We start from the raw sequence: 14,655 nt of genomic DNA on the forward strand, positions 1-14,655 counted from the left end.
ATAAAATAGAAAATAAAAAAGCGAAATTCTAATTAGAATTTCGCTTTTTTTATTTGATTTAACTAGATGTTTACTCTTTGTAAACACCCATATTTGCATATTTGTCCATTCTTTTTTCTACTAAATCTTCATCCGATAAATCTTTCAACTCATCAAAAGCAGCTAGTATTTGACTTTGAACAGCAGCAAAAGCTCCTTCTCTATCAGAATGGGCACCTCCAATAGGCTCTTTAATTATTCCGTCAATCAATTTCATTTTTTTCATGTCGTTACCGGTAAGTTTTAAAGCCTCTGCAGCTTGTTCTTTAAACTCCCAACTTCTCCATAAAATAGAAGAGCAAGATTCCGGAGAAATTACAGTATACCAGGTATTTTCCATCATGTAAACTCTATCTCCAACACCAATTCCTAAAGCTCCACCAGAAGCTCCTTCACCAATAACAACTGTTATAATTGGCGTTTTAAGAATCGTCATTTCAAAAATATTTCTAGCAATTGCTTCACCTTGTCCGCGTTCTTCTGCCTCTAAACCTGGGTAAGCACCAGGAGTATCTAAAAGTGTTACAACAGGAATACCAAATTTCTCTGCCATTCTCATTAAACGTAAAGCTTTTCTATATCCTTCTGGATTAGCCATACCAAAATTTCTGTACTGGCGTGTCTTAGTATTGAATCCTTTTTGCTGACCAATAAACATAAAAGATTGGTCTCCTATTTTACCCAATCCACCAATCATCGCCTTATCATCTCCTACACTTCTATCTCCGTGAAGTTCCATAAAAGTATCACCACAAATGGCCTTAATATAATCTAAAGTATAAGGTCTATCTGGGTGTCTAGACAATTGTACACGCTGCCAAGGTGTTAAGTTTTTGTATATATTTTTTCTAGCATCTGCTAGTTTCTTTTCAATTTTTTTACAAGTAGCAGTTACATCTACCTCACTTTCTTCACCAATAATCTGACATTTTTGCAGTTGATCTTGAAGTTCTTTTATTGGCATTTCAAATTCTAAATATTCCATTTCTAGTGATTTGATTTTAGTTATTTGTAAGAACAAACATACTATAAAATTTACTTTTTAAGGCTAAATTAAATTACTTTTTTCTTTTTTAGCTTTTGTTTAAACTTCTCTTTTAAAGTCTTTCTATTTTTTAAAATACCATTTAACAAAACAACAAATAAGACTATAAAGGCACCTAAATAAAAGGTATTACTCATTTGTTCTTTATCACCAAAAATTATTAATGCTAGAATAATTGCATAAATTGGTTCTAAATTTATGGTTAGCATTACGGTATAAGGAGACAGATATTTCATAACTTCTACAGATGCTATAAAAGCATAAGCTGTACAAATACTACTTAAGATTAAAAGGTACAACCAATCTGAAGTTTCAATCTGAAAAAAGGCTAGAGAAAATCCGTTAGTTATTAATAAGTATACAGTAATAAAAGCAACACCAAAAAATAATTGGTAGAACGAAATAACATCCGCAGTATATTTTTTAATATACAAACCGTTTAAAACTGCAAATAAAGCACTTAAAAAAGAGGCTATTAATGCGTAAATAATTCCTAATTTATATTGACTTTCGAAATTGAATATAATATACAACCCTCCTATTACTAATAATCCTAAAAAAATCTCTAAAGTATTTATTTTTCTTTTAAAAAATATAGGTTCTATTAATGATGCAAAAAAAGCACCAGTACTCATCGTAACTAACGCAACAGATACATTAGAGACTTTTATAGCTTTGAAAAAAAACACCCAGTGCAAGGCAATTACAATTCCCGTAAATAAAAATTTTAAAAGCCCTTTTTTATTAACTCTGAAAGATTTTTTCTTCCAAAGAAAATAAATTGCAATAAAAACTACTGCTAATAGCATTCTATACCAAACTAAAGGAATTGCATCAATAGTTATTAACGCACCTAAAATTGCAGTAAAACCCCAAATAAAAACAATGAGGTGTAATAATAAATAGTTTTTTAACTTACTTTCTTGCATTTAAGTATAAATAAACAGCAACTGCACCAAATATTATATTAGGAATCCATACATAAGTGATAGAATTTACACCGGCTACTGAACCTAAAACTTCACCAACCTTCATAAAAAACACGTATAAAAACATAATACCAACTCCTATTGCTAGGTTAACACCTGTACCACCTCTTCTTTTTCTAAAAGCTAAAGCTACAGCTATGATGGTTAAAATATAGGAAGCTACAGGTAAACTAGTTCTTTTATAAAGCTCAACTAAATAGGCATTAAGGTTTTTAACTCCTCTTTTTTTAGAAATATCTATAAATTTCATCAATTCGTTAGATGGCATTTCTTGTGCAAAAGCAGATTTATAAATTAAATCTCTTGGTGTAAAACTAAAAACTGTATCAATCTTATTACCAGAAAAAATGCTATCTCTATCTTTATATATCAATCTTTTTTTCCATGTACTAATTGTAAAGGTTGAATCTTTTACATTATATTTTAATCTGTTTGCAGATAATTTTGACTTTAATTTTAAACCATCGTAAGTCTCAGAATTAAAATCGTAACCTATATTATTTTCTGTATTAAACGTTCTTATAAAAATATAGGTACTATCTGTTAATTGCAAACTAAAATCTGATACATATTTTAACTCGTTAATTTGTTTCGAGTTATTAATATATTTTTTCTCGAAAGCTTTTCTTGTTTTACTACTTGTTGGCACCACATAATGATTCATAGCCAACGATAAAATAGTAATTAAAGTGGCGCCTATAAAATATGGGTATAAAAAGCGAGTAAAAGAAACTTTAGCATTTGTAATTGCTATAATTTCTGTGTTATTAGATAGTTTTGATGTAAATAAAATTACAGCAATAAACAATGCCAAAGGCATAAAAGTATTGGTATAATATATTGTAAAATTTAAGTAATAATCATTTAAAATCTCATTGAATCCTAAATCTGGATGTTCTAAAAAATTATCTATTTTCTCAGAAACATCAATAGCTATTGCTATGGGAATTAAGATTAATAATGTAAACAAAAATGTTACTAAAAACCTTTTTAATATGTACCAATCTATTATTTTCAAAAGAATAAATAATTATTTTTTAGATTTAAGCTCTTAATAAGAACTTGTAATTTTACAATCTGTTGTCCATTTGTTTTACCATTTTATCTTTCCACTCTCTAAAGTCACCAGCTAAAATATGTTTTCTTGCCTCTCTGGTTAACCAAACATAAAAACCTAAATTGTGTATAGAAGCAATTTGTTTACCTAACATTTCTTTTGCTGCAAATAGATGACGCAAATATGCTTTAGAGTACATTGTATCTACCCAAGTAATTCCCATTTCATCTATTGGAGAAAAATCGTCTTCCCACTTTTTATTTTTGATGTTTATAGAACCGTGTGCTGTAAACAACATTCCGTTTCTAGCATTTCTTGTTGGCATAACACAATCAAACATATCAATACCTAAAGCTATATTTTCTAAAATATTAATTGGCGTACCAACACCCATTAAATATCGAGGCTTATCTTCAGGTAAAATTTCTGTTACAACTTCTGTCATAGCGTACATTTCTTCTGCTGGTTCTCCTACAGATAAACCACCTATTGCATTTGCTTGCTGACCTGCATTTGCAATATACTCTGCAGATTGTTTTCTTAAATCTTTGTATGTACTACCTTGTACAATTGGCATAAAAGTTTGTTCGAAACCATATTTAAACGGTAACTTTTCTAGGTGATTTATACATCTGTTTAACCACCTATGCGTCATGTGCATAGATCTTTTTGCATAATTGTAATCGCAAGGATACGGTGTACACTCATCAAAAGCCATTATAATATCTGCGCCAATTGTGCGCTGTGTTTCCATAACGTTTTCTGGTGTAAAATGATGCATAGAACCATCTATATGACTCTTAAACTTCACACCTTCTTCGTTAATTTTTCTTCTACCAGACAAAGAATATACTTGGTAACCACCAGAATCTGTTAAGATATTTCTATCCCAGTTCATAAATTTGTGTAAACCACCTGCTTTTTCTAAAATGTCTAAACCAGGTCTTAAATATAAATGGTATGTGTTACCTAATATAATATCAGGATTAATTTCGTTTTTTAATTCTGTTTGATGAACTCCTTTTACGGTTCCAACAGTTCCCACTGGCATAAAAATAGGTGTTTCTATTTCTCCGTGATCAGTAGTTATTACTCCTGCTCTTGCCTTGCTTTTTGGGTCGGTAATTTTTAAGTCAAATTTCATTATCGGCAAAGATACTATTATTTAAGAATTGTAAGTTTCTTAATTATAATTTATATTCTAATTTGCTATTAGTTCGCAAAATATGCGTTAAGGATTGAAGTGGAAATCCTTTTTTGAGGCACGAAAAAAAGATTGTAGTGTAAAGCCTGACTTTGGTTCTAAATGCTTTTAGAACAAAGTAACGCCCAAAAAATTATCTCCTTTTTCTTTTAGATGAAAAACTGGTATTGTTTCTTTTATTTTTTGGTGATGATTTTCTAAATGATGCACTTTTTTTATTAAAATTATTTTTAGTTGGTGCTTCTTTCTTTTTTGCTTTTTTAGCTTTTGGTACTTCTTTTACAATAGATGCTTCTTCTGTTTTAGAAGATGTTGCAATCATTTTATTTATTTGTTGCATTTCTTCTTGGGTAAGTTCTCGCCAATCTCCTGTTTGTAAAAAACCCAATTCTACATTCATAATTCGGGTTCTTTTTAACTTGGTAACTTCGTAATCTAAATACTCGCACATTCTACGAATTTGCCTATTTAGACCTTGTGTAAGTATTATTTTAAAGACTTTTTCGCTTACTTTTTCTACTTTACATTTTTTTGTAACTGTACCTAAAATTGGTATTCCGTTACCCATTTTATCTATAAATTCTGATGTAATCGATTTATTTACGGTTACAAAATATTCTTTTTCGTGATTGTTGCCTGCTCGTAAAATTTTATTTACAATATCACCATCATTTGTTAAAAAAATTAATCCTTCGGATGGTTTATCTAAACGACCAATAGGAAATAATCTTTCTGGATGATTTATATGTTTTACAATATTTGCTTTTTCTCTACCATCTGTTGTAGAAACAATGCCTACAGGTTTATTTAAAGCAATATAAAGTGTGGTTTTTTTAGTTTTAACTAATCTACCATCTAACTTTACAACATCTTTTTTACCAACTCTGTTACCCAATTGGGTTGGTTTACCATTAATTGTAACTCTGCCTTCATTAATAAATCTTTCTGCTTCTCGTCTAGAACAAATACCAGATGAGCTTATATATTTATTAAGATTTATAGTTTGTTGCTTGTTAGTTTCCAATGAATATTTTTTTGCAAAAGTAAAGATAAGATTACAATTCTATTGTTCTAAAGGTTAAATTAATTCGAGGTGTTTTTACTTTTTTTGTTGGTGGCAATCTATGTAACCAATTTGTTTGTGTACCAGATTTCATTACTAATAAGCTTCCGTTTTCTAAAACAATGTCTATTCTTTGTTTATTTTCTTTATGTTTAAAAGAAAATTTTCTTGCTGCGCCTAAAGATAAAGATGCAATTGCTCCGTTTTTTTTGAGCATTTTTTCTCCGTCGGAATGATACGCCATACCTTCTTCTCCTGAATGATATAAATTTAATAAACAAGAATTGTAGCTTTCTTTTGTTTCGTTTTCTACAATTGCTTTAAGTTCTAGTAACTCTTTTGTAAAAATGTTTGCTGTTTTTGTTACTCCAGAATATTTATATGAAAATTCTGATTCGCCATACCATGCAACTTTTCTTTTGGTTATTATTTTTTTACCAAAAATAATAGCTTCATCATTTTTCCAGTTAATAGAATTCATCAACTTATTGTAATAAAAACTGCAATCGTTTAGATTTAAAACTACCCCATGATAGTTTGTAATACCATCAAAAGGTAAAATATTTTTTATTTTTTCTGAAGAAAACAAATCCATTGTGTAAAAATACAATTTATATTATGTCTTAGTTTTGATGTACAAAAAAAGTCTAACTTTTTACAGCTAGACTTTTTGAATTATTAGTATATTAAATTTTTAACGAATTGCTTCTGGATTTAAAATAATAAATTCTGTTCTTCTATTTAATTGATGAGCCGCCTCTGAACATTCTACATTGTTGGCACATTTATTTACTAATTGAGTTTCTCCGTAACCATTTGCTTCTATTCTTGTTGCTTTTATACCACGACCAATTAACCACTCTAAAGTAGACTTTGCTCTTCTTTTTGATAATGATAAATTGTAAGCATCTGGTGCTCTACTATCTGTATGAGAAGCTAATTTAATTTTTAACTCTGGATACTTTCTCATAATTCTTACCACTTTCTCTATTTCTATTGCTGCGTCTGGTCTAATAAAAGATTTGTCTAAATCAAAATAAATAGGATTTATGTCTACCATTAACAATCCTCTTACTCTAACAAATTCACTTTCTATTAAATTTAAACCTAGAGTTAAATTTAAATCTTCATCTAAATTTGTTGTAAATTCTTCTGAGTCTTCTGTGTAATCAAATTTACTACCTACTACTTTATACGATTCTTTACAGTCTACGTTAAATTTAAATCTTGCATTGCTATCTGCGATTACAGAATCTATAATTTCTCCTTTAGAATTATACAAATCTACTTTTGCTCCTGGTAATAAAGCCTCTGTTACACGTTCTTTAACGACACCGTTTACAACTTGATCACATTCTACTCTTACGGGTGCTATTTCTTTAAAATAATAAATATCATCATCACCTGCTCCTCTTTTTCTATTAGACGAAAAGTGACCTTCTCTTTTTCCGTTTCTAAAAACAAGACTAAAATCGTCGTAACTAGAATTTATAGGATATCCTAAATTGGTAGCTCTCATTTTATTGGTAGAATCAGATAGTTTTACAGCATAAATGTCTAATCCTCCTTTACCTTCTCTATAACCGTTTGATGAAAAGTACAAGACGTCGTTTTTATCTATATAAGGAAACATTTCTTTACCGACAGTATTTACTCTAGCACCTAAGTTAACTGGTTGTCCATAAGTACCATCTTTATAAATATCTACAACAAAAATATCTGTGCTACCAATAGATCCTGGCATATCTGAAGTAAAATATAATTTGGTTTCATCTTTATTTAAAACAGGGTGTCCAGTTTGGTAATTATCATCATTAAAAGGCATTGATACTATATTTGTCCATTCCCCATTTTCACCAACTGTTGCCTTGTACATTTGTATCAAGTTCATTCCTTCAGAATCATTTCTAAGTTTTTTCTTGATATAATTATTTCTAGAAAAGTAAACTGTTTTTAAATCTTTTGTAAACGCAACATTAGACTCGTGATATTTTGTACTTATTTTTTTAGAAAATCTTTTAACATTTTCAATTTCGCCACTTTCTAGAACAGTTCCTTTGTATAGTTCTAAATATGGTTGTCTGTTATTTGCCCACAAACCAGTTTTTACAGATTTAGGACTTCTACTAGAAGCAAATACAGCTTCATTTTCACCATAATAAGTTACACCAAAATCTGAATATTTAGTGTTTACATCTAGTCTTTTAATAGTATAGTTAAATTGTTGTGCATTAGTTATACAAACAAATAAAGCTAAAAATATAAAGGTAATTTTTTTCATGTTTATTTTTTTAAAAGAATCTAGGACTCTTAATATTTCTTCTATTAAAATTAAATAACAACATTATTTCATGACTACCAGAATTAAAGTTTCCAAAACGGGTAATTGTATGATCGTAAGCATAACCAATTCTAAAATCTTGATTAACATTAAAGCCTAAAATACCACTTATTGAATCATCAAATCTATGAGACAAACCAATTTCAAATTTATTATCTACTAATAAATTTGCTGATATATCTACAGATAATGGTGCGCCCGCAACTCCTTTTAACATTGCTGATGGTTTTAACTTTAAATTATCTGCAATATCAAATACATAACCAGAAGTTAAAAAGTAATGCATTTTCTCTGACGCTGTACTTACAATTCCATTACCTTTCTCTAAATGAATTGTTTCTAAGAAATTTGGTACAGAAAGACCTACATAAAACTTATCTGAATAATAGTACAAACCTGCTCCGAAATTTGGCGAAGCTTGGTTTACAGGAGTGTTAAGAGGATCTGCAGGTTCACCCAATCTTAATTCTCTAACATTTAAAAAAGTGGCTCCTCCTTTTATACCAAAAGCAAGTCTTCCTTCTTCGGATGTTCGAATAGTAAAAGAGATATCAAAATATATGTTATCTTCTTTTACAGGACCAATTTCATCATGAATAATAGATAAACCTAAACCTAAGTTATTTCCTAAGGGTGTATCTGCAGAAACAGTAAAAGTTTTTGGAGCACCTTCTACACCAACCCATTGCGACCTACCTAAAATACCAATACTACCAACTCCTTTAGACCCTGCGTACGCAGGGTTCAAAATATTCATATTGTACATGTATTGTGTATACTGTGGGTCTTGTTGCCCAAAAACAGTACTAACCGTAATGAGTAATATTATGCTAAAAAGTAATTTTATTTTTTTCATAAACCTAGTTTAAAATATGATATTTAAGAGAGAAAAGAGTTTTTAAAATCTTTCCTCTCTATATTTTCTGTTTTTACAATTTTTATTTTCTTAAGTACAACCAACCTGTTTGAGGTTTTCTATCGTCATTATTAAAGTAAATAGTATAGTAATATGTACCTGCTGGTAAGCTATCAGAACTTAAGTTCCAACGTCCGGTAGAATAGCCATTCCACCATTTTGGTGATGTACTTGGGTTACCATCATGCTTATATTTATATACTACATTACCATATCTATTAACTATTTCCATACCAAACTTAGGGTATAACACTTCTAAATGCTTTATCTCGAACACATCATTTTTACCATCTCCGTCTGGTGTAAATCCTTCAGGAATTGACAATAGTACTTCTGGCTCTGTTGCTCTCTGTGCCATATCATCTTCGTAAATGTCTCCGTTATTTGGTGTAGAATCGATATCCAATTCATTAACCGCGGTTACTTCAGCAATATTTAACCAATCTCCAAAGGCCTCTACAGTTGCAGTAACAGTTAATGTTTGAGTTTCATCTTTCAACACTGTTCCAACAGTCCAAAGACCAGTTAACTCATTATAAGAACCAATTGTGGTCGTTGCACTTACAAATGTGTAACCAGATGGTAATAAGTCTACAACTTCTACTCCGTTTGCAGTACTTAAACCATTGTTAGTCAAAATCACAGTAAAGTCTACATTAGAACCTGCAACTGGTTTATTTTCGCTAACATCTTTAGTTAACTCTAAATCTACAGTTTGTATTGGTGTTAAAGTAATACATGATGTATCATTAGCTGAATTTACATCTGGCTGATGAACACTATTTACAGTTGCACAATTTGTGTAACTTGTTGTAGTACCTTCTGCCTCTACGATAACATCTATTAATAATATTTCGATATCATTTGCGGCAATTTTACCAACATTCCAGATTCCTGTATTCTCATCATAAGCACCAACAGTAGAGCTATAATTAACAAACGTATATGATAATGGTAATAAGTTATCTATTACCGTAACATCTGTACCGTTTACCGGACCGTTGTTAGTTAACTGAATTTCGAAAGTAATTACTTCTCCTACTTTAGGAGACGTGTTACCATTTACAACAGTTTTAACAATTGATAAATCTAATTCTGTTACTGGGGTTACAGATGCACAATCATAATCATCTTCTGTTGCAACTCCGTTTGCAGGTGTAGAATCTTTATCATCTTCATTAGCAGCTATAATTTCTGCACAATTTTGGTAAACTCCGTTTTCTAAAACCGTAACATCTACTAATAAAACTGCTGTATTACTAACTTCTACTTTACCAATATTCCATAATCCGGTAGAGGGATCATATGTACCAATTGTAGAACTATAGTTTTCATACTTATATCCTGAAGGAATTAATTCAGAAACTTGAACTCCTGTAGCATCTGTTGGTCCATCATTATAAACTCTAATTTCAAAAGTTAATTTATCGCCAACTAATGGTGTTGTAATATTATTTACAATTGTTTTAGTTAACCTTAGGTCTATAACACCTACTGGTACAATACTTACCGCCCCAATATTATTTGTTGTATCAGGATCTTCTTGATCTGAAACAACAGAACTTGTTGTGTTTGTAATTGTTTTACCTATTGTACCTTCATTTACAGTTGCTTCAATTGTTAAACTAGCAGAAGCACCTGAAGCTAAATCGCCAATAGACCACTCTCCAGATCCGTTGTTAAAAGTACCGTTAATTGTTGATGAACTTACATAAGTTACACCTACTGGTAAATTATCTACTAGACTTACATTTGTTGCTGTATCTGGTCCGTTATTAATAACTTCAATTACATAAGAAATAGTATTACCAATATTTGGTGTGGCATCATCCACAATTTTAGTAACAACTAAATCTGCACTCATTATATAAATAGATTCTTCTAAATCGTCTCCAACTGTGGTTAAGTCAAGCTCATTTCCAGAAGCTGCAGTTACTACATTATTAATAGTATTACCAGCTTCACCTTCATTAACTTTAGCTCTAATAGTAATTGTTGCAGAACCTCCTATTGGTAAATTACCAATAGACCAAATACCAGAAGCAAATGAATTTACAGTTCCGCCAATTGCTGTATGACTTAAATAAGTTAATCCTGATGGTAAGTTTTCAATTAAACTTACTCCGGTTGCATTACTTGGTCCGTTATTGACAACGTTTAATGTAAACTCGATTATATCTCCTACGTTAGCTACAGATTGGTTTACTACTTTTGTAGTTACTAAGTCGGTAATTTTTATAGGTGTTGTAGTTGCATCATCATAATCATCTTCTGCAGGATTACTATTTCCTGGTGTTGATGTTGGATCTTCTTGATCTGATGAAGTTACTTCTGCAGTATTTGTATAATTACCACTTGCATTTACTATTGCAGTAATAATTAAAGTTTCATTACCCGATGCTGTTACAGTATCAACATTCCATAATCCAGAAACTTCGCTATAACTTCCTAGAGAAGCAACTGCACTTACAAAAGTATAACCCGTTGGTAATTGATCTACAACATTTACTCCGGTCGCATCATTTAAACCATTATTGGTTAATGTAATTGTAAAGTTTACTGTATCACCAACATTTGGTGTATTAACATCAACTTCTTTTAATAAAGTTAAATCTGCACTTTCTTTTACGTTTACAGTTACAATTGCTGTTGTACAGTTTACAGGATTTAAAACTTCACATATTTGATATTCTATTTCATAAGAACCACCCGGTGTTCCTGTCGGTACACTAATAATACCTGTTGATGGATCTACTGTTGGAACTGGTGCACCAGATACCAAAGGAGATGCTGGAGTAACAACAGAAATAACTACTTCATCAATTAAAACAGGTACTCCGTTTAATGTATCAGAACCGCTTCCGTTATCAGTTAAAACATTTCCTACATTATCATCTCCATTAAAACCATCTACATTACCAATTAAATCGTCTTTTGCTACAATTGGTCCTGTACCTACAACTACCGTTACTATTGCATCATCACAGTTTGTTGGATTTAACTCTTCACAAATGCTGTAACCAATTTTATATGTACCTGCTGGAGTTCCGGACGGAACGCTAACAATACCTGTTGATGGATCTATTACTGGTACAGTTGCACCCGGTATTAAAGGTGTTGCTGGTGAAATTACTGTTAAGTTTACTGCATCAATATCGACAGAACTTCCATTTAAAGTATCTGCTCCATCTCCATTATTTGCCAACACGTTTCCTACGTTTGCACTACCGTCTAAACTATTCACTGGTTTCGAACTGAAATCATCATTTTCTGCAACAATAATTGCTTCTTCAACAACCACAATTACTTTAGCTATATCACAATTTGTTGGGTTTAAAACTTCACATATTTGATATTCTAATTCGTATGTTCCTGCTGCTGTTCCCGGAGCTACATCAACTGTTCCATCTCCGTTTAATGTTAATGCATTGTTCGGGTCTGCAGTTATTAACTTTAATGTTACTTCATCTGCATTTACTAAAACACCATTTAAAGTATCATTATCAAAAACATTAACTACAGCAACTTTACCTTCAAATCCATTTACAGGCGTTACAGGAATATTATCTACTGCAACAATTGCTGGTGAATCAACTACAACTATAACAGTTGTTGTATCACAATTATTTGGATTTAAGTTTTCACAAATAGTATATTCAATAGTATACGTTCCGCCTGGTGTACCTGCTGGCACACTTACTATACCTGTTGCAGGATCTATTACTGGTACAGGTGCTCCTGCAATTGGAGTTGCCGGTGTTTTAATAGTAATTGTAACATCTGCTAGCACAACAGGAATACCATTTAGAGTATCGTTATCTAAAGCATTTCCTACATTAGATTCTCCATCTAAACCATTTACTGGACTTAATGAATAGTCGTCTACAATCGCATCTATAACCGCTTCTTCAACTACAACTGTTGCTTCTGCTGTATCACAATTTGTAGGATTTAGAACTTCACAAATTGTATATGGATACACATAAGTTCCGGCAGGTGTATTTGGCGCAACAGTAATTGTACCATCTGCATTCATCGTTAATCCTCCAGAAGTTGTTATTGGTGCAACTCCTGCCGTTAAATTAACATCTGCTGGAGAAATTAACACTCCGTTTAATGTATCATTTAATAATACACTTGCAGTATTTGCTCCATCTAATCCATTAATAGGCATTGCAGAAAAATCATCATTAATAGCATCTATTTTTGCTGAATCTACAGTAACTGTTATCGTTGCCGTATCGCAATTATTAGGATTTAGTATTTCACATATAGCATAGTTAATCACATAATCTCCTGCTGGTGTTCCTGGAGGAATACTTATAATTCCTGTTGATACATCTACACTAGGTACAGATGCTCCTGGAGTTTTAGGTGTTGCTGGGGCAACTATTGATATTGTTACATCAGATGCATTTGTTGATACTCCATTAAGTGTATCATCTCCGTCACCATTATCACCAAATAAGTTACCTGCATTTGAATTACCATTTAATCCATTTCCTCCTGCTATCTCATCATCTTCTGCAACAATTGGAGCTGCTTCTACAACTACTGTAACAACAGCTGTGTCACAATTACCAGGTGGATTTGGCTCTAACTTATCACATATAGAATATGTGATTGTATATGTATCTGCTGGTGTACCTGCTGGTACCGAGATATTCCCTGTTACTACATCTATAACCGGAACTAAAGCTCCTGACACTGTTGGATTTGCCGGATTTACAATTGAAATAATAACATTATTTCTTGTTGCTTCTTCACCATTTAAAGTATCAAAACCATCACCAGTATCACTAGTCAAGATATTTCCTACTAAAGATTCTCCTTCTATTCCGTTAACCGGACTATTTGTAAAGTCATCATTAGTTGCTATAATATTTAATGGAGAATACCCAATTGTTACCGTAGCTTGATTCGAAATATTCCCATCATTATCATCAACAGTATAAGCTATTGGTGTTGGGTCTTGTGTATAACCAACTTCAGGAGTAAATGTTATTGATCCTGATAACGCATCAACAAACCAAGTTCCTTCTCCTGGTACTACAAAACTTATAACATCTCCATTAGCATCTTTATTAACATTTGTAGCTGTACCAATTGGTACAATTAAACTTACTGTTGTTGGATCTATACTACCTGATACATCTGAATCTGCATCATTAGAAGTTACATTTACAGTTACTAAATTACCTGGCACATTGTTTAAACTACTATCGTTAGTTGCTACCGGTGCTTGTGCTACATAATCTGCACTTGCTGTTGCGGTTGCACTTAAACCTGTAATTGTCTCTGTTAAGGTGTAAACAATTGGTGTTGGATCTGCTGTAAAAGTTGGATCTGGATTGAATGTTAAATCATCCGTTATTGGATCATACGTCCAAACTCCTTCATTTGGAACATCTAATGTTAATGGATTACCATCGCCATCTGTGTCATTTGGATCAATGCTTATTGTTGCATTCCCTGTTGTTGGATTCGTGTCTACAGCACTTCCATCACTCAACGTATCATTGGCTGAAATATTTGTCAATAATGCATCAACTCCGGTTACAACTCCAGATACATTATTGTCTAATGCTACTGGTGGTGCTTCATTATATCCTACAGTTACCGTAGCTGGTGTTGACCTTGTCGGTGCAACTCCACTTACTGTTTGTAAATCTGTTAAGGTATATTGAATCGCTGTTGGGTCACTTGTAAATCCATCAATAGGATCAAAACTTAAAGTACCTGTTCCTGGATCATATATCCAAACTCCTTCTCCTGGTACTGTAGCTATTAAACCTGTACTATCTATACTTGTACCTGCTGGTGAGCCTGTAATGTCAAAGACAAAACTTGTTGGATCAACAATATCTCCTTCTGTATCATTGCTGATAATATTTAACGTAACAGTACTTCCTACGGTATTACCTAAACTCTCGTCATTTACTGCAACCGGTACATAATCTATCGTTACGGTAGCATTGTTAGAAACATTGCCATCGTTGTC

9 protein-coding genes are annotated in these 14,655 nt (G+C 31.8%); all 9 read right to left on the reverse strand.

The features are described from left to right. Positions 1 to 70: 70 nt before the first annotated feature. The gene (locus ACYPV9_RS11155; protein ID WP_299061755.1) at positions 71 to 1,024 is read right to left on the reverse strand and encodes an acetyl-CoA carboxylase carboxyltransferase subunit alpha; all 954 of its coding nucleotides are present in this window, start codon (positions 1,022 to 1,024) and stop codon (positions 71 to 73) included. A 68-nt stretch (positions 1,025 to 1,092) separates the two neighbouring features. Then, complete coding sequence (locus tag ACYPV9_RS11160; protein WP_299061758.1) at positions 1,093 to 2,013, reverse strand: DMT family transporter; 921 nt, start codon at positions 2,011 to 2,013, stop codon at positions 1,093 to 1,095. Continuing rightward, positions 2,000 to 3,091, reverse strand: coding sequence for an LptF/LptG family permease (locus tag ACYPV9_RS11165; protein ID WP_459743746.1), 1,092 nt, complete (start codon positions 3,089 to 3,091; stop codon positions 2,000 to 2,002). Before ACYPV9_RS11165 ends, ACYPV9_RS11160 begins: the two co-directional genes overlap by 14 nt. Positions 3,092 to 3,143: 52 nt before the next feature. Further along, positions 3,144 to 4,274 carry a tRNA guanosine(34) transglycosylase Tgt gene (gene tgt / locus ACYPV9_RS11170; protein WP_459743749.1) on the reverse strand — a complete coding sequence of 377 codons (1,131 nt, stop codon included), beginning with the start codon at positions 4,272 to 4,274 and terminating at the stop codon, positions 3,144 to 3,146. A gap of 193 nt (positions 4,275 to 4,467) precedes the next feature. Next, a complete protein-coding gene (gene rluF / locus ACYPV9_RS11175) occupies positions 4,468 to 5,358 on the reverse strand; it encodes a 23S rRNA pseudouridine(2604) synthase RluF (RefSeq protein WP_459743752.1) in 891 nt (296 codons plus the stop codon). Positions 5,359 to 5,389: 31 nt separating this feature from the next. Then, on the reverse strand, positions 5,390 to 5,992 hold the full coding sequence (locus ACYPV9_RS11180; protein WP_459743754.1) for an alpha-ketoglutarate-dependent dioxygenase AlkB family protein: 603 nt from the start codon (positions 5,990 to 5,992) through the stop codon (positions 5,390 to 5,392). Positions 5,993 to 6,091: 99 nt separating this feature from the next. After that, positions 6,092 to 7,678: an OmpA family protein gene (locus tag ACYPV9_RS11185; RefSeq protein WP_299061771.1), complete on the reverse strand. Its 1,587-nt coding sequence runs from the start codon at positions 7,676 to 7,678 to the stop codon at positions 6,092 to 6,094. Positions 7,679 to 7,688: 10 nt separating this feature from the next. Further along, positions 7,689 to 8,594 (reverse strand): PorP/SprF family type IX secretion system membrane protein, encoded by a 906-nt coding sequence (locus ACYPV9_RS11190; RefSeq protein ID WP_299061774.1) that lies wholly within the window; start codon positions 8,592 to 8,594, stop codon positions 7,689 to 7,691. An 82-nt stretch (positions 8,595 to 8,676) separates the two neighbouring features. Further along, positions 8,677 to 14,655 (reverse strand): T9SS type B sorting domain-containing protein (locus ACYPV9_RS11195; RefSeq protein WP_459743758.1); only part of this gene is annotated, 5,979 nt, incomplete at its 5' end.

It is taken from the genome of Polaribacter sp. OB-PA-B3, assembly GCF_054589375.1.

Bases quoted from the DNA above. Each gene is read 5' to 3' on its own strand.
- ACYPV9_RS11155 (WP_299061755.1), bottom strand. From the start codon at position 1,024: ATGGAATATTTAGAATTTGAAATGCCAATAAAAGAACTTCAAGATCAA.
- ACYPV9_RS11160 (WP_299061758.1), bottom strand. From the start codon at position 2,013: ATGCAAGAAAGTAAGTTAAAAAACTATTTATTATTACACCTCATTGTT.
- tgt (WP_459743749.1), bottom strand. From the start codon at position 4,274: ATGAAATTTGACTTAAAAATTACCGACCCAAAAAGCAAGGCAAGAGCA.
- ACYPV9_RS11180 (WP_459743754.1), bottom strand. From the start codon at position 5,992: ATGGATTTGTTTTCTTCAGAAAAAATAAAAAATATTTTACCTTTTGAT.
- ACYPV9_RS11185 (WP_299061771.1), bottom strand. From the start codon at position 7,678: ATGAAAAAAATTACCTTTATATTTTTAGCTTTATTTGTTTGTATAACT.
- ACYPV9_RS11190 (WP_299061774.1), bottom strand. From the start codon at position 8,594: ATGAAAAAAATAAAATTACTTTTTAGCATAATATTACTCATTACGGTT.